General features: G+C 62.1%; 18 protein-coding genes. 8 read left to right on the top strand and 10 right to left on the bottom strand.

Features of this window, described 5'->3' with window-relative positions:
* Window positions 1-5: 5 nt before the first annotated feature.
* Window positions 6-932 (bottom strand): DMT family transporter, encoded by a 927-nt coding sequence (locus D886_RS0106560; protein ID WP_027593131.1) that lies wholly within the window; start codon window positions 930-932, stop codon window positions 6-8.
* 105 nt (window positions 933-1,037) lie between these two features.
* Window positions 1,038-1,433, bottom strand: a complete 396-nt coding sequence (locus tag D886_RS0106565) for a hypothetical protein (RefSeq protein ID WP_027593132.1) — start codon at window positions 1,431-1,433, stop codon at window positions 1,038-1,040.
* Between the two features lie 170 nt (window positions 1,434-1,603).
* Here D886_RS0106565 and D886_RS0106570 point away from each other — a divergent pair, with 170 nt between their 5' ends.
* Window positions 1,604-1,897, top strand: coding sequence for an addiction module antidote protein (locus tag D886_RS0106570; protein ID WP_027593133.1), 294 nt, complete (start codon window positions 1,604-1,606; stop codon window positions 1,895-1,897).
* 110 nt (window positions 1,898-2,007) lie between these two features.
* Window positions 2,008-2,280 carry a hypothetical protein gene (locus tag D886_RS0106575; protein WP_027593134.1) on the top strand — a complete coding sequence of 91 codons (273 nt, stop codon included), beginning with the start codon at window positions 2,008-2,010 and terminating at the stop codon, window positions 2,278-2,280.
* A gap of 56 nt (window positions 2,281-2,336) precedes the next feature.
* Here the strand turns inward: D886_RS0106575 and D886_RS0106580 are convergent, their stop codons facing one another.
* The gene (locus D886_RS0106580; protein ID WP_027593135.1) at window positions 2,337-3,698 is read right to left on the bottom strand and encodes a DEAD/DEAH box helicase; all 1,362 of its coding nucleotides are present in this window, start codon (window positions 3,696-3,698) and stop codon (window positions 2,337-2,339) included.
* Between the two features lie 104 nt (window positions 3,699-3,802).
* Here D886_RS0106580 and D886_RS0106585 point away from each other — a divergent pair, with 104 nt between their 5' ends.
* The gene (locus tag D886_RS0106585) at window positions 3,803-5,089 is read left to right on the top strand and encodes a mechanosensitive ion channel family protein (RefSeq protein ID WP_027593136.1); all 1,287 of its coding nucleotides are present in this window, start codon (window positions 3,803-3,805) and stop codon (window positions 5,087-5,089) included.
* Window positions 5,090-5,203: 114 nt separating this feature from the next.
* Here the strand turns inward: D886_RS0106585 and D886_RS0106590 are convergent, their stop codons facing one another.
* From D886_RS0106590 to D886_RS0106605, 4 genes are all read right to left on the bottom strand, one after another.
* Entirely contained in the window at window positions 5,204-6,139 is a 936-nt protein-coding gene (locus D886_RS0106590; protein WP_027593137.1) for an AEC family transporter, read from the bottom strand.
* A gap of 1 nt (window position 6,140) precedes the next feature.
* Complete coding sequence (locus D886_RS0106595) at window positions 6,141-7,016, bottom strand: carboxylate/amino acid/amine transporter (protein ID WP_027593138.1); 876 nt, start codon at window positions 7,014-7,016, stop codon at window positions 6,141-6,143.
* Window positions 7,017-7,299: 283 nt separating this feature from the next.
* Window positions 7,300-7,899, bottom strand: coding sequence for an FMN-dependent NADH-azoreductase (locus tag D886_RS0106600; protein ID WP_027593139.1), 600 nt, complete (start codon window positions 7,897-7,899; stop codon window positions 7,300-7,302).
* A 108-nt stretch (window positions 7,900-8,007) separates the two neighbouring features.
* The gene (locus tag D886_RS0106605; RefSeq protein WP_027593140.1) at window positions 8,008-8,325 is read right to left on the bottom strand and encodes a hypothetical protein; all 318 of its coding nucleotides are present in this window, start codon (window positions 8,323-8,325) and stop codon (window positions 8,008-8,010) included.
* A gap of 48 nt (window positions 8,326-8,373) precedes the next feature.
* Between D886_RS0106605 and D886_RS0106610 the strand changes: the two genes are divergently transcribed.
* The 4 genes from D886_RS0106610 to D886_RS0106625 all read left to right on the top strand — a co-directional run bounded on the left by D886_RS0106610 (window position 8,374) and on the right by D886_RS0106625 (window position 12,569).
* Complete coding sequence (locus D886_RS0106610; RefSeq protein WP_027593141.1) at window positions 8,374-9,297, top strand: LysR family transcriptional regulator; 924 nt, start codon at window positions 8,374-8,376, stop codon at window positions 9,295-9,297.
* A gap of 13 nt (window positions 9,298-9,310) precedes the next feature.
* Window positions 9,311-10,123, top strand: coding sequence for an alpha/beta fold hydrolase (locus D886_RS0106615; protein WP_027593142.1), 813 nt, complete (start codon window positions 9,311-9,313; stop codon window positions 10,121-10,123).
* Complete coding sequence (locus tag D886_RS0106620; RefSeq protein WP_027593143.1) at window positions 10,117-10,674, top strand: peptidylprolyl isomerase; 558 nt, start codon at window positions 10,117-10,119, stop codon at window positions 10,672-10,674. The genes D886_RS0106615 and D886_RS0106620 overlap by 7 nt, the downstream gene beginning before the upstream one ends.
* 62 nt (window positions 10,675-10,736) lie before the next feature.
* The gene (locus D886_RS0106625; RefSeq protein ID WP_027593144.1) at window positions 10,737-12,569 is read left to right on the top strand and encodes an ABC transporter ATP-binding protein; all 1,833 of its coding nucleotides are present in this window, start codon (window positions 10,737-10,739) and stop codon (window positions 12,567-12,569) included.
* A gap of 72 nt (window positions 12,570-12,641) precedes the next feature.
* On the opposite strand, the gene D886_RS0106630 is transcribed toward D886_RS0106625, so the two are convergent.
* Window positions 12,642-13,769: a GNAT family N-acetyltransferase gene (locus D886_RS0106630; protein ID WP_027593145.1), complete on the bottom strand. Its 1,128-nt coding sequence runs from the start codon at window positions 13,767-13,769 to the stop codon at window positions 12,642-12,644.
* 263 nt (window positions 13,770-14,032) lie between these two features.
* Here D886_RS0106630 and D886_RS0106635 point away from each other — a divergent pair, with 263 nt between their 5' ends.
* The gene (locus tag D886_RS0106635) at window positions 14,033-15,277 is read left to right on the top strand and encodes a putative porin (protein ID WP_027593146.1); all 1,245 of its coding nucleotides are present in this window, start codon (window positions 14,033-14,035) and stop codon (window positions 15,275-15,277) included.
* A 204-nt stretch (window positions 15,278-15,481) separates the two neighbouring features.
* On the opposite strand, the gene D886_RS0106640 is transcribed toward D886_RS0106635, so the two are convergent.
* Window positions 15,482-16,603 (bottom strand): beta-ketoacyl-ACP synthase III, encoded by a 1,122-nt coding sequence (locus tag D886_RS0106640; protein WP_027593147.1) that lies wholly within the window; start codon window positions 16,601-16,603, stop codon window positions 15,482-15,484.
* A gap of 174 nt (window positions 16,604-16,777) precedes the next feature.
* Window positions 16,778-20,683: an ATP-dependent RNA helicase HrpA gene (gene hrpA, locus D886_RS0106645; RefSeq protein ID WP_027593148.1), complete on the bottom strand. Its 3,906-nt coding sequence runs from the start codon at window positions 20,681-20,683 to the stop codon at window positions 16,778-16,780.
* Window positions 20,684-20,799 lie beyond the last annotated feature (116 nt).

The raw sequence follows: 20,799 nt of genomic DNA on the forward strand, positions 1-20,799 counted from the left end.
GGCTATCACCCCACCCATTTGCGCAATTGCTGCTTCACCCAAGGCTCGGCGCTCACCAGCACTACGCCAAGCAACACCATCACCGCGCCAAGTACAAAGTTCACGCTCAGCGGCTCATCCAGCAGCAGCACGCCGAACGTGACGCCGAACAGCGGCGTGATGAACGAAAACACCGCGAGGTTAGACGCCAGGTATTTGCGCAATAACCAGAACCAGGTCAGGTAGCTGACAAACGACACCACGACCCCCTGGAACAGCACACTGCCCACCGCCAAAGGCGTCAGCGACACCGCGCCGATCTGGCCGCTGAGCAAGGCAATCAGCAGCAGCCCGGCAAAGCCCACCGCCAACTGATAGAACAGGGTCAAGGTCGCCGGCGCTTCCGAAAGCCGGGAACAACGCACCACCACCGTCGTCGCACCCCAGGCCAGCCCCGCCACAACGCCAAAGGCATCGCCCAGCAACGTGCGGCTGTCCATTTCTTCAAACGACATGCCACCGGCAAACGCGGTGGCGATCCCACCGAAGGCCAGCAAGATCCCCAACCACTGCAGCAGCCGCAGCCGCTCACTGGGCAGCATGAAGTGCAGGCCCAACGCCGTGAAAACGGGTGCCGTGTAGAGGAAGACCGACATGTGCGCTGCCGACGTCAGCTTCAACCCTTCAGCGATGAACAGGAATTCGACACCAAACAACCCGCCCGCCAACAGCCCGGCGCGCCAAGTGCTGCCCACCTGCTCCCAACCACCGCGCCAGCAGATCATCAGGCCCACCAGCACGGCGGCGATGCAGTTGCGCAAGGCGGCCTGCATGACCGGAGCGATGTCGACGGCAGCCGTCTTGATCAGCACTTGCTGGCAGCCCCAGATCAGGCATAACCCAAGCATGACCTGGAAAGCGAAGGCGTCGGGGTTCTTCCGGGCCGCGCTCATCGGCGGGCCTTTGGGGTAATCATTGGCATGGGATCAGCACGGCAGTCTTCAAAGACTGCCGATTATCGGGTTTACAGGCCCACCCGTGCCACCCTCAAAACGACCTCAAGCAATCTGTGCCTTCGATGACACCTGCTCAAAGGTCGCTTCATCCAGCGCATCGGCTTGTTCATCCAAGACCTGACGCGGGTGCTCGAAGCCCGGGATGCTGCTGTCGATCAGGCTCAACAGGCGCGAACCGCGTTCGCTGAGGACAAAGTTTTCGCCGTTGCCCCCCTCTTCATCAGGCCGACTTTCGATGAAGCCGCGTTCGAACAACAGTTTTTCGTATTCGCAGGCCCGGGTCTTCAAGTGGTCCAGATCGCCTATCGGCTGGCCTTTGGCGGCTAGCGCTGCGGCGTGCTGCTCGGCGTAGGGGCGTGGCGTAAAGCTGTGACCGGCGCTGTTCTGCACTTCATGCAGCAAGCGTTCGATCAAGTCCCAGTCGTAGGTGGTGCTCATGGCGGCAGGCTCCTGCTGTGGACGGAAGGGGTACACAGGTTGGGACCTGCCTGCGGCGGGTCGTGTTCAGAAAAAAACGGAAACCATTTGATGCGCTAGCCCCGTGTGATTAATAAACTACATTCACCCAATGAAGAAGATCGAATCCAGCAGCTTCAGAGGGATGCAAAATGACTGAAACATTTTTTGAGTTCGATGCGGCCGATTACCTGACCACACCGCAAGCCATTGCTCAATTCATGTCCGATGCGCTGGAGACGGGTGATGCCAGCTACGTGGCCAAAGCCGTTGGCGTAGTGGCTCGTGCAAAAGGGATGAGCGATCTGGCGAAAGAAACCGGCTTGTCTCGTGAGCAACTTTACCGGTCGTTCAGCGAACACGGCAATCCGACCCTTAAATCGTTCCTCGCAGTCATGAAGGCGTTGGGTATAGACATGACGGCAAAACCTCACCTTGCACACTAACTGTTGGTTATCTTGCACCTGCGGGTTATCGAGCCCGCCGGTCGTCCAGGCTGAACTTCAAGGCATGTACCGCCCTCCACCAGGCATAGCCAATGCCGGAGGTATGAAGGATGAAATCACTGCTGCGCATCACTTGTGCAACCGCCCTGTTCTGCGCCCTGCCCGCTTGGGCCTGCACGCCGGAGGAGGCCACTCAGAAGCGCGAAGAACTGGCCGGGCTGGTCAGCCAGCTGACCGAACAGAACCCGCAGAAGGCCAAGGAGATCAACGATGAGCTCCAGGGTATGGAGCTGGGGACGGCGAGCAAGGACCTGCCGGACAAGTGCCAGCTGATCGATACGCGAATCAAGGAATTGAAGACAGCGGAGAAGAAAGCGGAGTGACGCAGAGGCGGTAAAGGCCCTATCGCCGGCAAGGCGGCGATAGGGCTGCAGACGGCTTACTCAGCCGCTGGCGTGCGCTTTTTCAGCGGCGCCATGCCGTCGGAGCTGGCCAGCGGCGCGTTGGCCTTTGGCTTGGCGGTCGGCTTGCGCTTAGCGCCAGCCTTCTTGTCACCCGACTTCTTCTCGACCTTTTTCTTTTTGGTACCGGCAGCCTTGCCCGAAGCCTTGACCTTTTTAGGCCCGTTGTAGGTGCCTTTGACTTCCTTGATCACCCGGCGCTCGAACTGCTGCTTGAGGTAGCGTTCGACGCTCGACATCAAGTTCCAGTCGTTGTGGGTGATCAACGAGATCGCCAGGCCTTCGCCCCCCGCTCGGCCGGTACGGCCAATACGGTGCACGTACTCGTCACCGCTGCGTGGCATGTCGAAGTTGATCACCAGGTCCAGGCCGTCGATGTCCAGGCCACGGGCGGCAACGTCGGTTGCCACCAGCACGTTGGAGCTGCCCTGCTTGAAGCGTTCAATGGCCAGCTTGCGGTCTTTCTGGTCCTTCTCACCGTGCAGGACGAATGCCTTCACGTCCTTGGCCACCAGGTGGCCATAGATACGGTCGGCCAGGGCACGGGTGTTGGTGAAGATGATCGCCTTCTGGTAGGTCTCGTTTTCCAGCAACCACTGGACGATCTTCTCTTTGTGCTGGTCGTGGTCAGCCATGATGATTTGCTGACGGGTGCCTTCTGCCAGCTGCGAGACGCTGTTGAGCATCAGGTGCTCAGGGTCTTTCAACACCTTGCCGATGATGTCGCGCAGGGCCGCGCCGCCTGTGGTGGCGGAGAACAGCAGGGTCTGCTCACGGTTCTCACACTCCTTGCACAGGCGCTCCATGTCTTCGGCAAAGCCCATGTCGAGCATGCGGTCGGCTTCATCGAGGATCATGACCTTGACGTGGGACAGGTCCAGGTTGCCGGCGTTGAGTTGCTCGAGCAGGCGGCCCGGGGTGCCGATCAGCACGTCCGGCACCTTGCGCAGCATGGCGGCCTGTTCCTTGAAGTCCTCACCGCCGGTAACCAGGCCGGCCTTGATGTAGGTGAACTGGGAGAACAGTTGCACCTGCTTGAGGGTCTGTTGTGCCAGCTCACGGGTGGGCAGCAGGATCAGCGCACGGATTTCCACGCGCGGGCCGCTCAGGTCGACCAGGCGATTGAGCATTGGCAGGACGAATGCCGCGGTCTTGCCGCTGCCGGTCTGCGCGGTCACACGCAGGTCACGCCCTTGCAGGGCCAGGGGGATGGCCGCTGCCTGCACCGGGGTCGGCTCGACAAATTTAAGCTCGGCCACGGCTTTAAGCAGGCGTTCGTGCAGGGCGAATTGGGAAAACACGGAGGTAACCTCAGGCAAGTGCGGGAAATTCAGTTGCATAGGGTAACGTTTTCTGCCGCCGTAGCCGAATTTCTTTTGGCAACTTTATCGGCATCCGCGCTCTAATGGCGCTTCGTTTGGCAATACAGACTGTTCAAAACCCCATGGATATCCAACGAATCTGGCGTGACTCCCTCGACCTCTGGGGCACCCTCGATCAACATCCCATGCTCCACGCCGCCATCGGCCTGGCCGTCCTGCTGCTGATTTCTCTAGTCGTCGGCCGCCTTTCGCGCTTCCTGATGCTGCACGGCACCCGCCTGCTGGCGCGCCAACAGGCGCTGAAATGGCTGGATGACCTGCGCCACAACAAAGTGTTGCACCGGCTGGCCCAGACCACACCGTCGCTGGTGCTGCAGTTTGGCCTGAAGCTGGTGCCGGAGCTGTCCGACACGGCGCAGCACTTCCTCGGCAACGTTGCCCTGGCCTTTACCCTGCTGTTCATGACCATGGCCCTGTCGTGCCTGCTGGATGCCTTGCTCGACATCTACGCGCGCACCGAGCATGCCCGCACCCGCTCGATCAAGGGCTATGTGCAACTGGCCAAGATGATGCTGTGGATCTTCGCCTCCATCGTCATCGTCGCCACGCTTATCGACCGCTCGCCGTTGCTGCTGCTGTCGGGCCTGGGTGCCATGTCGGCGGTGCTGCTGTTGGTCTACAAGGACACCCTGCTGTCGTTCGTGGCCAGCGTGCAATTGACCAGTAACGACATGCTGCATGTGGGTGACTGGATCGAAATGCCCCAGGTCGGTGCCGATGGCGATGTGGTGGACATCACCTTGCACACGGTGAAGGTGCAGAACTTCGACAAGACCATCGTCTCGATCCCGACCTGGCGCTTGATGAGCGAATCGTTCCGCAACTACCGCGGCATGCAGCAGTCAGGCGGCCGGCGCATCAAGCGCAGCCTGTTCATCGACGCGGCGGGTGTGCGTTTTCTGACCCGCGAAGAGGAACAGCGCCTGACCCAGGTGCGCCTGCTGGGCGACTACCTGGCTGGCAAGCGCCAGGAGCTGCAAACCTGGAACGAAGCGCTGGGGCCGGTGGCCGAGCTGTCCGCCAACCGCCGCAAGCTGACCAATATCGGCACCTTCCGCGCGTTTGCGCTGGCTTACCTGAAGAACCACCCCAATGTGCATCAGGGCATGACCTGCATGGTCCGGCAGATGCAGACCGGCGCCGAAGGGGTGCCACTGGAGATCTACTGCTTCACCACTACCACGGTGTGGGCGGAGTACGAGCGGATTCAGGGGGATATCTTCGATTATCTGCTGGCGGTGTTGCCGGAGTTTGGCTTGAGCTTGTATCAGCAGCCGAGTGGCAATGACATGCGGGTGGGGTTGGCTGGGCGAATGCCGCACCGGTTGGAAGAGATGAGCGAGGCTTGAGATCGCCGGGGCTGCTTTGCAGCCCATTCGCAGCACAAGGCTGCTCCTACAGGAGGTACGCGCTCCCTGTAGGAGCAGCCTTGTGCTGCGAATGGGGCGCAAAGCGCCCCCGAATCACCCCGCGTAACCCAGCAGGTACAACAACCCGGTCAGGGTTACCAACGAAGCCACGGTCGACAACAGGATCGTCCGCGAAATCAACCCCGCCTCGCGGTTGTAGTACTCCGCCAGCATGTACGGCCCGGTCCCGGTCGGCAGCGCCGCCAGCAGCACCGCCGAAGCCGCCCACATGCTCGGCAGGCTGAACACCTTGTACGCCAGCACCCAGGTCAGGGCCGGCTGCCCAACCAGTTTCAATCCCACCAACGGCCACGGGCTGGCTTGCGCACCCGCGCGCTTTTCTGCCAGGAATGCGCCCAGCGATATCAAGGCGCACGGCGTGGTGGCCAACGCCAGCATGTCGAGAAAATGCATCACCGGCTCGGCCAGCCCCAACCCGCTCATGGCCCACCCCGCCCCCACCACCGGCGAAATCACCAGCGGGTTCTTCGCCAGCGCCTTGCTCACCACCAGCACCGCCCGGCCGACCTGCCGCTCTTCCTGCAGCCCGACCTCAATAAAGGTCAGCGAAATCGCGAACACCAGGCACACCACGATCAACGACGAGATCAGCGCCGGCTGCAAGCCCGCCTGGCCGAACAGCAACAGGCACAGCGGGATGCCGATGTAGCCGGTGTTGGCATACCCCGCACTGAGCCCGTCGATGCTCGCCGCGACCAGGCTATGGCCGCTGTACAGCCGCCACGCCAGCGTGATCACGAACATGGCCAGGGCGCCCGTGCCAAACGCCACGATGAAGCCTGGGTGCCAGATCTCGCTCCAGGTCGCAGTGGCGGTCACCTTGAACAGCAAGGCCGGCAGGCAGAGCCAGACCACCATCTTGTTGATTTCGGCTGCAGCCTTGTCGCCGAGCTTGTTGGCGCGACGGCACAGATAGCCGACCAGGATGAGGGCAAAGATCGGCGCGACGATGACAAAGAGGGTATGCATATCAGGCCTTGCGGGTCAGCGCGGCGTCAGTGCGGCTACCCAACCGGCTCATCCACACCGACGCCAGAATCACCGCGCCTCCAATAAGCAACCGCCCCAGTGGCTCGTGCTGGTTCCAGATCAACAGGTTGAGCAACAGCCCCACCGGCACATGCAGGTTGTTCATCACGGCCAGCGTCGCCCCGGAAACCAGGCACGCACCCTTGTTCCACCAGTACAGGCCCAGCGCGGTCGGGCACACCCCGAGGAACAACAGCACCAGCCATTGCACATCGGTGCTTGGCAGGTGCTGGGCATTGCCGAACAGCAAAAACGCCGGCAGCACGACGATCAAGGCCCCGAGGTAGAAGTAGCCGAAGCGCTTGTAGTGCGGCAGGTCGCTGGGGTTTCGGGCGATCAGGTGACGGTACAGCACCTGGCCGGCGGCATAGGTGAAGTTGGCCAGCTGCAGCAGCAGGAAGCCGATGAAGAACTCACCACTGATGCTGTCGAAACGAATCACCGCGGCGCCCGCCACGGCCACCAGCGCGGCCAGCAACGCCCATGGGTTGAAACGCCGGTTCAAGGCATCTTCGATCAGGGTCACGTGCAACGGCGTGAGGATGGTGAACAGCAGCACTTCCGGCACGGTGAGCACGCGAAAGCTCAGGTACAGGCAGACATAGGTAATGCCATATTGCAGCGCACCGATCAGCAGCATCGAACGCATGAAGCGCGGCTCGACCTGGCGCCAGCGGGTCAGCGGCAAGAACACCAGGCCCGCCAGCAGCACCCGCGCGAGCACGGCAAAGTAGCTGTCGACGTGCCCGGCCAGGTACTCGCCGATCAGGCTGAAGGAAAACGCCTGAATCAGCGCGACGATAATCAGGTAGCCCATGGTTGCCTCTCGTGGATCAAGGCGGCGACCTTAGCGGGTTGCGCCGCGTGAGTTCAACCATGAGAAGTGTGGGGGCTGTGCCGGCCCTTTCGCGGGCAAGCCCTCTCCCACAGGTACACCACGGGCCTTGAGAACAGTGAATTCCCTGTAGGAGCGGGCTTGCCCGCGAAAGGGCCGGCACAAGCAACCGAGAAATCCCAGGCAAAAAAAGCCCGGCCATCAGGCCGGGCAGGTACACCCAAAGGAGCAAAAACAGGTGTCAGGGTTGGGAATTCGTTAACGCTCAGGCCACCGCAGCCAGCTTGGCCTTGGCCTGGTTGATGCCCTTCTCGTGGAAGTCGCCGCTCATGTTCAGGCCTTCGGCATGGATGAAATTCACATCGTGAATGCCGATGAACGCCATCACCTGGCGCAGGTAGGGTTCCTGGTGGTCGCTGGTGGCGCCGGCATGAATGCCACCGCGGGCGGTCAGGACGATGGCGCGCTTGCCAGTCAGCAGGCCCTGCGGGCCGGTCGGGGTGTACTTGAAGGTGATGCCGGCGCGCAGCACGTGGTCCAGCCAGGCCTTGAGGGTGCTGGGGATGGTGAAGTTGTACATCGGCGCAGCCATCACCAGCACGTCGGCCGCCAGCAGTTCATCCGTCAGCTCATTGGAGCGGGCCAGCGCTTCGAGTTCAGCGGCGCTGCGCTGATCTTCGGGCTTCATCCAGCCACCGAGCAGGTTGGCATCCAGGTGCGGCACCGAGCTCACAGCCAGGTCACGTACGGTGATCTCATCGCTCGGGTGGGCGGCCTGCCATTGCTGGATGAAGTCGCGGGTCAGTTGACGGGAAACGGAATCCTGCTGGCGGGCGCTGCTTTCGATGATCAGTACGCGGGACATGGGGTGCCTCCATCGGCAAAAAGGGTGCGATTCGATGGAGGTGAGATTAAGGCTTGACCTATCGATAAAAAAGCGTAAAAAGTGGGTTCAATCAATCGATTAATCCGTTTATTCCACTGTACAGTTCACGCTGATCCGCAATTTGATGATCTGGCGATTGAACTTGGCGGTGACGTCGACGTTTTTACCTGCCGGCACGTTCACCCGGCGCACCCGCGGCGCTTCCGGGCCGTTGCGGAACATCACCTTGCAAGCTGCAGGCACCTGCCCATAGTTGTTGAGGGTGATGGCGCCAATGTCGTAGGCGGTATCGTAGGCCGTATAGTCGAGCTTGACCCCGTCCTCCAATTGCTTCTCCACATCGATGGGGTAAGCCATGGCACCGAGGGGCAGGCACATCAGTATTGCCGCACAACATTTCTTCATGGGGCGCTCTCCTTGGAAGAGCGCAGCTTAGGACAACAGGAGCGAAACATGAAAGCGCCGCGCGTAACCCTTGATCAGTGGCGAACACTGCAAGCAGTGGTCGATCACGGGGGGTTTGCCCAGGCCGCCGAGGCGCTGCACCGTTCGCAGTCGTCGGTCAGCTACACCGTGGCCCGCATGCAAGAGCAGCTCGGTGTTCCGCTGCTGCGCATCGATGGGCGCAAGGCGGTGCTCACCGAGGCTGGCAACGTGCTGCTGCGCCGTTCACGCCACTTGGTCAAACAGGCCAGCCAGCTCGAAGACCTTGCCCATCACATGGAGCAAGGCTGGGAAGCCGAGGTGCGCGTGGTGGTCGACGCCGCCTACCCCAGCGCCCGGCTGGTCCGTGCGCTGAGTGCGTTCATGCCGCAAAGCCGCGGTTGCCGGGTACGCCTGCGTGAAGAGGTGTTGTCGGGCGTCGAGGAAGTGCTACGCGAAGGCATCGCCGACCTGGCCATCAGCAGCTACAGCATCGGCGGCTACCTGGGCGCCGAACTGAGCGCGGTAGAGTTCATCGCCGTTGCCCACCCCGAACACAGCCTGCACCGCCTGGGCCGTGAAATTACCTTCCAGGACCTGGAAAGCCAGCTGCAGGTGGTGATCCGCGACTCTGGCCGCGCACAACCGCTGGATGTCGGCTGGCTGGGCGCAGAACAGCGCTGGACCGTCGGCAGCTTGGGCACCGCCACCACCTTCGTCAGCAGCGGCCTGGGCTTTGCCTGGCTGCCGCGGCACATGATTGAGCGCGAACTGCGTGAAGGCGTGCTCAAGCCGTTGCCACTGGATCAGGGTGGCAGCCGTCACCCACTGTTCTACCTTTATTCGAGCAAAGAGAAGACCCTGGGCCCGGCTACGCAGATTCTCATCGACCTGCTGCGCAACTTCGACACCGCGCCTCTGGACGTGCCCTTCGCAGCCCCCCCACAAGCCTGAGAGGACCGCGCCCATGGCCTATTTCGAACACGAAGGATGCTTACTGCATTACGAGGAATACGGCCAGGGCGAACCCTTGGTGCTGCTGCATGGCCTGGGCTCCAGCTGCCAGGACTGGGAGCTGCAGATACCGCTGTTGAGCCGCCACTACCGGGTCATCGTCATGGACATCCGCGGCCACGGCCGCTCCGACAAGCCCCGCGACGGCTACCAGATCGCCACCTTCAGCGAAGACCTGCTGGCCCTGCTCGAGCACCTGCAGACCGGCCCGGTGCACTTCGTGGGCCTGTCGATGGGTGGGATGGTCGGCTTCCAGTTTGCCGTCGATCACCCGCGCTGGCTGCGCAGCCTGTGCATTGTCAACAGCGCCCCGGAGGTGAAGCGCCGCACCCGCAGCGACTGGGCCTGGTGGGCCAAGCGTTGGGGCCTGGCACGCCTGCTCAGCGTCGAGACCGTGGGCAAAGGCCTGGCCCAACGCCTGTTCCCCAAGCCCGGCCAAGCTGACCTGCGCCAGAAGATGGCGCAGCGCTGGGCACGCAACGACAAACGTGCCTACCTCAAGAGCTTCGACGCCATCGTCGACTGGGGCGTGCAGGAACGCATCGGGCAAATTCGCTGTCCCACGCTGGTGATTGCCGCCGACCACGATTACACGCCGATACATCTGAAAGAGCGCTACGTAGCCCTGATGCCGCAGGCCAGGCTGGTAGTCATCGACGATTCCCGGCACGCTACGCCCCTCGATCAACCCGAGGTCTTCAACCAGACCCTGCTGCAGTTTCTTGCAGCGGCTTCTACCTCTCAAGGATCTTTGAGCCCATGCTGAAAAAACTCCTGCTCACCGCCTGCTCGGTCGCCTTCGCCACCAGCGTCATGGCGTCCGACAATACCCCTCATGTGTTGCTGGACACCAGCTTCGGTCAGGTCGAAATTGAGTTGAATGCCGAGAAGGCGCCGATCAGTACCAAGAACTTCCTGCAGTACGTCGACAGCGGCTTCTACAACAACACCATCTTCCACCGCGTGATCCCGGGCTTTATGGTCCAGGGCGGCGGCTTCACCGACCAGATGGTGCAGAAGAGCACCCAGGACCCGATCCGCAACGAAGCCAGCAATGGCTTGCTGAACACCCGCGGTACCCTGTCCATGGCCCGCACCTCGGACCCGAATTCGGCCACCAGCCAGTTCTTCATCAACGTGGCTGACAACGACTTCCTCAACCCAGGCCGTGACCGTGGTTATGCCGTGTTCGGCAAGGTGACCAAAGGCATGGAAGTGGTCGACCAGATCGTCAACTCACCGACCACCGTGAAAAAGGGCATGCGCGACGTGCCGGCCGATCCGGTCTATATCAAGTCCGCCAAACGTATCGACTGAATGCAGGTTTCACAGGGACGTGAACCCGCCTGAAGGCCGGACCAACAGGAGTGTTGTCACCCATGCTGTACCGCCGTTTCGAACGACTCATCGACATTTTTCGCGAGGCACCGAGCGAAGCACCGCCGAGCACGGTGTGGCCGTTCTACCTGTATTACCTGCGCCAGGTCTGGCCAAGCTTCGCCGCCCTGCTGGTGGTCGGCCTGGTCGCTTCGTTGATCGAAGTGGCGATGTTCAGCTACCTGAGCCGTATCATCGACCTGGCCCAAGGCACGCCCAATGCCAACTTCTTCAGCGAACACAGCGGTGAGCTGATCTGGATGCTGGTGGTGATCCTGCTGCTGCGCCCGCTGTTCTTCGGCCTGCACGACCTGCTGGTGCACCAGACCATCAACCCAGGCATGACCAGCCTGATTCGCTGGCAAAACCACTCCTATGTGCTCAAACAGAGCCTGAACTTCTTTCAAAGCGACTTCGCCGGGCGTATTGCCCAGCGCATCATGCAAACCGGCAACTCGCTGCGCGATTCGGCGGTACAAGCAGTGGATGCCCTGTGGCACGTGCTGATCTATGCCGTCAGCTCGCTGGTCCTGTTCGCCGAGGCCGACTGGCGCCTGATGCTGCCACTGTTGGCGTGGATCGCCTGTTACATCGCCGCGCTGTTCTACTTCGTGCCACGGGTTAAGGCGCGTTCGGTGATTTCGTCCGACGCACGCTCCAAACTGATGGGGCGCATCGTCGACGGCTACACCAACATCGCCACCCTCAAACTGTTCGCCCACACCGACTACGAACAGCAGTACGCCCGTGAGGCGATCCGCGAGCAGACCGAAAAAACGCAACTGGCCTCGCGGGTGATCACCAGCATGGACGTGGTCATCACCACCCTCAACGGCTTGCTGGTGGTCGGCACCACCGGCCTGGCGCTGTGGCTGTGGAGCCAGTCGCTGATCACCGTGGGGGCAATTGCCCTGACCACCGGGTTGGTGATCCGCATCGTCAACATGTCGGGCTGGATCATGTGGGTGGTCAACGGCATCTTCGAGAACATCGGCATGGTCCAGGACGGCCTGCAGACCATCGCCCAGCCGGTCACCGTCACCGACAAGCCCAATGCGCCGGCATTGAAGGTGAGCCGTGGCGCGGTGCATTTCGACGATGTGGACTTCCACTACGGCAAAGCCAGCAACGTGATCGAAGGGCTCAATCTGAACATCCGCCCGGGCGAGAAGATTGGCCTGATCGGCCCTTCTGGCGCGGGCAAATCGACCTTGGTGAACCTGCTGCTGCGGCTGTATGACGTGCAGGGTGGGCGTATCCTCATCGATGGCCAGGACATTGCCGAAGTGAGCCAGGCCAGCCTGCGTGCGCAGATTGGCATGATCACCCAGGACACCTCGCTGTTGCACCGCTCGATCCGTGACAACCTGCTGTACGGCCGCCCAGAGGCCAGCGAAGCGGCACTGCTTGAAGCCGTACGCCGCGCCCGCGCCGACGAGTTCATTCCGCAGTTGACCGACGCCCAGGGGCGTACCGGCTTCGATGCGCATGTGGGCGAGCGTGGGGTCAAGTTGTCTGGCGGCCAGCGTCAACGTATCGCGATTGCCAGGGTGTTGTTGAAGAACGCACCGATCCTGATCATGGACGAGGCCACTTCAGCGCTGGACTCTGAGGTTGAAGCCGCGATCCAGGAGAGCCTGGAAACGCTCATGCAGGGCAAGACCGTGATCGCCATCGCCCACCGGCTTTCGACCATTGCCCGGATGGACCGGCTGGTGGTGCTGGACAAAGGGCATATCGTCGAGAGTGGCAGCCACAGTGAGTTGCTGGCGCAGCAAGGGTTGTATGCGCGGTTGTGGCATCACCAGACCGGCGGGTTTGTTGGGGTGGATTGAGATGAGCGGTTGCCTGCGCCGGCCTCTTCGCGGGGCTTGCCCGCGAAGAGGCCGGCGCAGGCAACGTGTTATTCAGTCCCTGCGGTAAGGCAACATCCCCCGCGCCTCTTCGGCATACCCCTGAACCCCTTCCCGCTCCTGCAACAAAAACCCTTCCACCGCCCGCCGCAACCCGGGATGCAGCAGGTAATGCCACGACCGCGTCAGCACCGGCTCGAACCCTCGGATCAGCTTGTGCTCACCCTGAGCCCCCGCATCGAACCGCTGCAAGCCTTCAGCAATGGCAAAGTCCATGCCCTGGTAGAAGCACGTTTCAAAGTGCAGCCGGTCGAACTCATCCAGGCACCCCCAGTAACGGCCATACAGGCTGTCACCGCCCACCAGGCTCAGGGCCATGGCCACGTCACGCCCGCCTTGCCTGGCCATCACCACCCGCAGCGCGTCGGGCATGCGCTCGGCCAGCAGGCTGAAGAACTCACGGGTCAGGTACGGCGCACGCCGGCGCACTGCATAGGTGTTGGCGTAGCACAGGTAGACGAAGTCCCACTGCGCCTCATCCAGTTCATCACCCCGGTACCACTGAAAGTCGATGCCCTGCCCGGCCACTTGCTCGCGCTCTTTGCGCATCTGTTTGCGCTTGCGCGAGCTGAGCGTGTCGAGAAAGTCCTGAAAGTCCCGATAGCCTCGGTTGCGCCAGTGAAACTGGCAACCCAGCCGCTCCATCCAACCTGGCAAGCCGGCCATCTGCTGGTCCAATGCCGGGTCGGTGAAGTTGATGTGCGCGCCAGAGAGCCCGCCCTTGCCCAGGTACTCGGGCAATGCTTGCAGCACCAGCAAGCCATCGGCGGGGTCGGCGGCCAGCAGGCGCGGGCCACTGACCGGGCTGAACGGCACGGCGCCCAGCAGCTTTGGGTAGTAGGCAATGCCTGCCCGCTCACAGGCATCGGCCCAGCCGTGGTCGAACACGTATTCGCCAAACGAATGCCACTTGCGGTAGGCCGGCAGCACGGCGCGTACCTGCCCTTCACGCTCCAGCACCAAGTGCTCGGCAGCCCAGCCGGTCGAGGGGGCAACGCTGCCGCTGTCCTCCATCGCGCTGAGAAAGGCGTGGCGCAGAAACGGTTGGCCCGCAGGCACCAGGGCATCCCAGGTGGCCGCGGGAAGATCACGCAGATGAGCAAGGCTGTACAGACTGGTCACGGTTTCGACTCGCTGTCTTAAGGCCCTCAGTATCCCGGAAGAATGGCCCATCACTCAAATGACGATCACCTGGCCAATCCGTTCATTGCCGATTACTTAACAACAGTGCCACTAATTAGACATTAATCTGTCATTCCCCCCCGCAATACTTGCGCCTGTTTTCCGGAACCCCAGAACCTGTCTATTCAGGCCCTTTCCGAAGACATGCCAACACAGGGGCGGGCGCTGAGCCTCCCCCATTTTTTTCTAGTAGGGAGAACCTTATGCGTCTTGTTTCTACACTTACCGGAGTGAGCCTCACCGGCATGATGCTGGCTCTGAGTACTCCGGCCAGTGCTGCTGTCGACGCCAAGCTGCTCGAAATGCTCCGCGCCAATGGCTCGATCAACCAGGCGCAGTACAACGAACTGCAAGGCGATCTGGCAAAAGAGACCAAGGAAAAGGCCGACCAGAAAGCGCAGTCCGAGCGTATGAGTTCCTTTGAACAAAAAGTGGCATGGGCCGCCAAGACCCAGATCAAGGGTGATGTGCGCCTGCGTTACGAAGACGTCAACGTTGACGACCCGAACAGCAGCAGCGGCAACCAGGACCGCCAGCGCGTCCGTGCCCGTGTCGGCTTCTACAGCGAAATCAACCCGCAAGTCGATGCTGGCGTGCGTATCGCCACCGGTAGCAGCGCCGACCGCCGCTCGACCAACCAGAGCTTCGACAACTATTTCGACAAGAAATCGCTGTGGGTCGACCTGGCCTACCTCGACTGGCACCCGACCGCAGTGCCAAACCTGCACCTGATCGGCGGCAAGATGCCACAGCCGTGGGTGAGCATGGGCGATATCATCTGGGACAGCGATATCAACCCGGAAGGCGTGGCCGCGACCTACAAGGCTGACCTGGGCGGCGCCGAAGTGTTCGCCAGTGCCGGTCAGTACACCCTCAAGGACAACGTCGATGGCGACGGCGTGCAGTACAAGCACGATGCGCAGGTCTACCACGGCCAGCTGGGCGCCAAGTTCGCCCCTGCCGACGTGCTGAAAGTCACTGTGGGTGCGAGCATCTATGGCTACGACAACGACAAGGAAGCGGCCATTCTGCAGTCGTTCGGCAACACCACCAATGAGTTCAACCTGGTGGAAGGCTTCGGTCAGCTCGACTTCACTGGCTTCGCCATCCCGCTGTCGGCCTACGGCCAATACGTGAAAAACACCGAGAGCACCGACGGTGAAGACCAAGCCTGGCTGGCCGGTCTGAAAACCAAGGTCGGCGCTTGGAGCCTGGACTACAACTACCGCGATGTTCAACGTAACGCCGTGGTCAGCCTGTTCACCGACTCCGACTTCGGCAACGGCTTCACTGGCTCTCGCGGCCACAAGTTCAAGGTCGGTTACGAGATCGACAAGAACTTCTCGCTGGGCGCGGCGTACCTGATGGCCAAGACCGACCTGTCGCAGCTGCCGAACAGCAATGCTGACGTAGACACGCTGCAGGTAGACCTGGAAGCCAAGTTCTAAGCAACCGCTTCACTGCTTCACTGCTTCACTCAAGGCGGGAAATGCCGACCCCATCCGGTATTCCCTGCCTTTTTTTGTGTGTGACATTGTAGGGGGCTGCTTTGCAGCCCATTCGCAGCGCAAGGCTGCTCCTACCGGTGCGGTTCGCGTTCCCCTGTAGGCGCAGCCTTGTGCTGCGAAAGGGCCGCAAAGCGGCCCCGGCAATCAGCGTTTGCGCAGAATCACGCTACCCACCGAATACCCCGCACCAAACGAACTCAGCACGCCCACCGCACCCGCGGCCAGGTCATCCTGGTACAGGTGGAATGCAATCACCGACCCCGCCGAACTGGTGTTGGCATAACGGTCCAGAATCACCGGTGCCTCTTCCTCGGTGGCTTCACGCCCCAGCAGCTTCTTGACGATCAAGTGGTTCATGCTCAGGTTGGCCTGGTGCAACCAGAAGCGCTTGACGTCGCTCGGCTGCAGGTCATTGGCTTCAAGGTGCTCACCGATCAGCTCAGCCACCTTCGGGCACACTTCACGGAACACCTTGCGGCCTTCCTGGATGAACAACTTGTCCGCAGCACCTTCCCCCTCCTCCGCCGCGCGGTTGAGGAAGCCGAAGTTGTTACGGATGTTGTTGGAAAAACCGGTCCACAACTTGCTGCTGACAATCTCGAACTGGTGCTTCGAGGTGGCCTGGTCGGCACGCTCGATCAGCACGGCGGTGGCGGCATCACCGAAGATGAAGTGGCTGTCGCGGTCGCGGAAGTTCAGGTGGCCGGTGCAGACCTCGGGGTTGACCATCAGTACCGAACGCGCCTGGCCCAGCTGCACGCTGTTGGCGGCGGTCTGGATGCCGAAGGTGGCTGACGAGCAGGCCACGTTCATGTCGAAGGCAAAGCCCTCGATGCCCAATGCATTTTGCACTTCGATGGCAATGGCCGGGTATGGGCGCTGCAGGTTGGAGCACGCGACGATCACACCATCGACATCGGCAGCGGTACGGCCCGCACGTTCAAGCGCCTGGCGAGCAGCGGCCACAGCCATTTCACACAAAATCGACGGCTCGTCATTGGAGCGCTCTGGCAGGCGTGGCTTCATGCGTTGCGGGTCGAGGATGCCGGCCTTGTCCAGCACGAAGCGGCTCTTGATGCCCGAGGCCTTCTCGATGAAAGCGGCGTCGGACAGCGGCGCTGCCTCGACCTCGCCGCGCTCGATGGCGGCGGCGTTGTCGTGGTTGAACTGCTGCGCCCACGTGTTGAAGGACTCCACCAGTTCTTCGTTGGAAATGCTCTGGGCCGGGGTATACAGGCCGGTGCCGCTGATCACGACGTTATGCACGGTCGTTCCTCTGGTCAAAGGCCATCGCCACGGGGCGCTGGCTGGAAAATGCGTAATAGCACTTTAGTGCCAACTCGAAGGCGAGGGCGTTGCCCTCGTTCGCAGGTAAACCCGCTCCCACAGGGGCCGCCAGGCGACCCCAAATTGCATCAATATTGCCACATCTTCTGCGGTTTAGGCTTCCACCTGACTCCACTGTTTGCTGAGACGCTTGTCAGAAATCGGCACTTTGGTACCCAACTGCTGAGCGAACAACGACACCCGGTATTCCTCCAGCAACCACCGGTACAGCGTCAGTTGCTCATCACGCTTGCCCTCCTGGGCGTGCTTGTCGGCACGTGCCTTGTACTGGGCCCAGAGGTTTGCCAGCTCGCCACTCCAGACGCGGTCCTTCTGCACCTGCGAGCCGAGCTTCTCCAAGCGTAACTCCACGGCCTTGAGGTAACGCGGCAACTCCTTGAACCAGGCGCCCGGGGTTTCGCGAACGAAGCCCGGGTACACCAGGTTGGCCAGCTGTTGCTTGATGTCGTTCAGCGCCACCGCCTGGCTCAGGTCGATCTTGCCTTTGAAGCGCTTCTGCAGCCCGTGCCACAACTTGAGCACTTCCAAGGTCTGGCGCGCCAGGCGTTCAGCGTGCTCGGCCCAACTGCCACGTTTGCGCTCGGCCAACCCGGCCAAGGCGGCACCGTCGCGCGGCAGCGGGTGCTCACCCTCAAGGATGCAGCTGTCCAGGCTGGCCAGCAGAATGTCTTCGACCAGTGCCTCGACACGGCCCAGCTCGCGGTACAGCAAGCCCAGTTCGGTCAGCCCGGGCAGCTTGCCACGCAAAAACTTGGCAGGCTCCGCCAACTGCTGCAGCAACAGGCGCTGCAAGGCGCGACGGTGCTGAAACTCGGCTTCGGCCTGGGTCGAAAAACGCCCTTCGCGCACGGTGCCGTTTTCGTCCACCAGCGCCGGGTAGACGGTCATCGACAGGCCGGCGATCTTCTGCTGGGTGCTCTGCGCCACTTCACTGAAGGCCTTGGCCTGCACCGGGCGTTCGGCGTTTTCGCTGCGTGGCACGGCCAATGCGGCCTGGCTGGCGGCGACAAAGCGTGCGGTCAGCTCGGCCAGGTCGCGGCCTTCGCCGAGGAACTTGCCCTGGCCATCGACCACTTCGATGTTCATCCGCAGGTGGCCTTCGACCAAGTTGACCGATTCTGCCCAGGCCTCGTCGGACACACGCGCACCGGTCATGCGCAGCAGCTCCTGGCCCAAGGCCTGGGGCAACGCGCCCTGGCCGAAGGTCATGCGCGCCAGCGCGGCCTTGACAAAGTCCGGTACCGGCACGAAATTCTTGCGCAGGGCCTTGGGCAGGTTGCGCACCAGCGCCACGCACTTGGCTTCGATCAGACCCGGCACCAGCCATTCCAGGCGCTCGCCCGGCAAGCTTGGCAACAGCGGCGCCGGTACGCGCACGGTCACACCGTCGCGGGGGTGGCCCGGTTCGAAGTGGTAGGTCAACGACAGGCGCAAGTCCCCTACCTGCAGGCTGTCCGGGTACTGCGCCGCGGTGACCTCACTGGCTTCACGCGCCAGCACGTCTTCTTCGCGCATGATCAGCAGGTTGGCGTCCTTCTGGCTGGTCATGCGGTACCAGGCATCGAAGGTCGCGGTCTGGTGGATTTCCTCGGGCAGGCGCGCTTCGTAGAACGCGTAGAGGGTCTCTTCATCGGCGAGAATATCGCGCCGACGGGCCTTGGCCTCCAGTTCGTCGAGCTGTTCGAGCAGGCGTTTGTTGGCCGCCAGGCACTTGGCCCGCGACTGGATCTCGCCGCCCACCAGCCCCTCGCGGATGAATAGCTCGCGGGAGGTCACCGGGTCGATCGGGCCAAAGTGCACCGGCCGGCGCCCCACCAGAATCAGCCCATACAAGGTGATCTGTTCAAAGGCCACCACTTGCCCGCGCTTTTTCTCCCAGTGCGGTTCGAAGTGGTTCTTCTTGACCAGGTGGGTGGCCAGCGGCTCGATCCAGTCGGGCTCGATCTTGGCGACCACTCGCGCATACAGTTTGGTGGTCTCTACCAGCTCGGCCGCCATGACCCACTGCGGGCGCTTGCGGCCCAAGCCCGAGGACGGGTGGACCCAGAAGCGCCGCTGACGGGCACCTTGGTAGTCGCCCTCTTCCGTCTTCTGGCCGATCTGGCTGAGCAGGCCGCTGAGGATGGCCTTGTGCATGCGCTGGTAATCGGACGGTTCCTTGTTGACCGTCAATTGCAGGTCACGGCAAATCAGCGCCAGCTGGCGGTGGGCATCGCGCCATTCGCGCAGGCGCAGGTAATTGAGGAAATTCTTCCGGCACCAGTTACGCAACGGGTTGGCCGTCAACGCCTGGCGCTGTTCTTCGAAGCCACGCCACAGGTTGACCAATGCGGCGAAGTCGGAATCGACGTCCTTCCACTGAGCATGCGCCTGGTCGGCCGCCTGCTGGCGCTCCGGCGGCCGCTCGCGCGGGTCTTGCACCGACAGGGCGCTGGTGACGATCAACACTTCCTGCAAGCTGCCCTGGCGGGCGCCTTCAAGCAGCATGCGGCCCAGCCGTGGGTCGATCGGCAAGCGCGCCAGCTGTCGCCCAAGCGGGGTCAACTGGTTCTCGCGGTTGACCGCCGAAAGCTCCTGCAACAGGTTGAAACCGTCGCTGATGGCCTTGCCATCCGGCGGCTCGATGAACGGGAATGCGTCGATCGCACCCAGGCGCAGGTGCAGCATCTGCAGGATCACCGCCGCGAGGTTGGTGCGCAGGATCTCAGGGTCGGTGAACGCCGGCCGGCCGTTGAAATCCTCTTCGCTGTAAAGGCGTACACAGATGCCCGGTTCGACCCGGCCGCAGCGGCCCTTACGCTGGTTGGCGCTGGCCTGCGACACCGCCTCGATCGGCAGGCGCTGAACCTTGGCGCGGTAACTGTAGCGGCTGATGCGGGCGGTGCCGGTGTCGATCACATAACGAATGCCCGGCACGGTCAGCGAAGTCTCGGCGACGTTGGTGGCCAGGATCACGCGGCGCCCGGTATGCGACTGGAAAATGCGCTGCTGCTCGGCGGGCGACAGGCGCGCATACAGCGGCAGAATCTCGGTATGGCGCAGTTGCGCCTTGCGCAAGATCTCGGCGGCATCGCGAATTTCCCGCTCGCCCGGCAAGAAGATCAGCACATCGCCAGGCCCCTTGCCCTCGCTGCGCTCATGCTGCGCCAGTTCGTCCAGGGTGGCGAGGATCGCCTGGTCGACGGTGAGGTCTTCCTCGATCTGGTTGCCTTCCTCGTCCTGCTCGCTGGTCAGCGGGCGGTACCAGGTTTCGACCGGGAAGGTGCGCCCCGACACCTCGATGATCGGCGCGCCATCGAAGTGCTGGGAGAAGCGCTCAAGGTCGATGGTCGCCGAGGTGATGATCAGCTTCAGTTCCGGGCGGCGGTGCAGCAGGGTCTTGAGGTAGCCGAGCAGGAAGTCGATGTTGAGGCTGCGTTCGTGAGCTTCGTCGACGATGATCGTGTCGTAGCGTTCGAGGAAGCGGTCGTGCTGGGTTTCGGCCAGCAGGATGCCGTCGGTCATCAGTTTGACCAGGGTATTGGCATCACTCTGGTCTTCGAAACGCACCTGGTAGCCGACCAGCCCGCCCAGCGGCGTGCCGAGTTCTTCTGCGACACGGGTAGCGACGCTGCGCGCGGCGATACGGCGTGGCTGGGTGTGAGCGATCAGGCCATGGCTACCGCGCCCCAGCTCGAGGCAGATTTTCGGCAACTGAGTGGTCTTGCCCGAGCCGGTCTCACCGGCAATCACCAGCACCTGGTGCTCGGCCAGCGCCTTTTTGATCTCGTCACGTTTGGCAGCAATCGGCAGGCTGTCGTCGTAGCGCACGGTTGGCACGCTTTGCTGGCGTGCGGTGACCTGCGCGCAGGAGGCCTGGACCTTTTCCACCCACTGGGCGAGCTTCGCTTCGTCCGGGCGTTTGCGCAGCTCGTGCAGTTGCCGACGCAGACGGTGGCGGTCGGCGATCATGGCGTGGTCGAGGTTTTTCAGGAGCTGGTCGATGGCTTGGTCTGTCATGGGGCTTTTTAGTGATGCAGGTGAGCCTGCTTTTTCATGATCGGCATTTGAAGAGGCGCGATTGTCGCAGATTTGCGGGTTCTTTGCTGTCCGCGCTGGCCGCACCTTTGTGTGTA

This window comes from Pseudomonas sp. LAIL14HWK12:I7, from assembly GCF_000483465.1.
Classification (GTDB): Bacteria; Pseudomonadota; Gammaproteobacteria; order Pseudomonadales; family Pseudomonadaceae; genus Aquipseudomonas; species Aquipseudomonas kermanshahensis.

Bases quoted from the DNA above. Each gene is read 5' to 3' on its own strand.
- D886_RS0106560 (WP_027593131.1), bottom strand. From the start codon at position 932: ATGAGCGCGGCCCGGAAGAACCCCGACGCCTTCGCTTTCCAGGTCATG.
- D886_RS0106565 (WP_027593132.1), bottom strand. From the start codon at position 1,433: ATGAGCACCACCTACGACTGGGACTTGATCGAACGCTTGCTGCATGAA.
- D886_RS0106570 (WP_027593133.1), top strand. From the start codon at position 1,604: ATGACTGAAACATTTTTTGAGTTCGATGCGGCCGATTACCTGACCACA.
- D886_RS0106575 (WP_027593134.1), top strand. From the start codon at position 2,008: ATGAAATCACTGCTGCGCATCACTTGTGCAACCGCCCTGTTCTGCGCC.
- D886_RS0106580 (WP_027593135.1), bottom strand. From the start codon at position 3,698: ATGCAACTGAATTTCCCGCACTTGCCTGAGGTTACCTCCGTGTTTTCC.
- D886_RS0106585 (WP_027593136.1), top strand. From the start codon at position 3,803: ATGGATATCCAACGAATCTGGCGTGACTCCCTCGACCTCTGGGGCACC.
- D886_RS0106590 (WP_027593137.1), bottom strand. From the start codon at position 6,139: ATGCATACCCTCTTTGTCATCGTCGCGCCGATCTTTGCCCTCATCCTG.
- D886_RS0106595 (WP_027593138.1), bottom strand. From the start codon at position 7,016: ATGGGCTACCTGATTATCGTCGCGCTGATTCAGGCGTTTTCCTTCAGC.
- D886_RS0106600 (WP_027593139.1), bottom strand. From the start codon at position 7,899: ATGTCCCGCGTACTGATCATCGAAAGCAGCGCCCGCCAGCAGGATTCC.
- D886_RS0106605 (WP_027593140.1), bottom strand. From the start codon at position 8,325: ATGAAGAAATGTTGTGCGGCAATACTGATGTGCCTGCCCCTCGGTGCC.
- D886_RS0106610 (WP_027593141.1), top strand. From the start codon at position 8,374: ATGAAAGCGCCGCGCGTAACCCTTGATCAGTGGCGAACACTGCAAGCA.
- D886_RS0106615 (WP_027593142.1), top strand. From the start codon at position 9,311: ATGGCCTATTTCGAACACGAAGGATGCTTACTGCATTACGAGGAATAC.
- D886_RS0106620 (WP_027593143.1), top strand. From the start codon at position 10,117: ATGCTGAAAAAACTCCTGCTCACCGCCTGCTCGGTCGCCTTCGCCACC.
- D886_RS0106625 (WP_027593144.1), top strand. From the start codon at position 10,737: ATGCTGTACCGCCGTTTCGAACGACTCATCGACATTTTTCGCGAGGCA.
- D886_RS0106635 (WP_027593146.1), top strand. From the start codon at position 14,033: ATGCGTCTTGTTTCTACACTTACCGGAGTGAGCCTCACCGGCATGATG.
- hrpA (WP_027593148.1), bottom strand. From the start codon at position 20,683: ATGACAGACCAAGCCATCGACCAGCTCCTGAAAAACCTCGACCACGCC.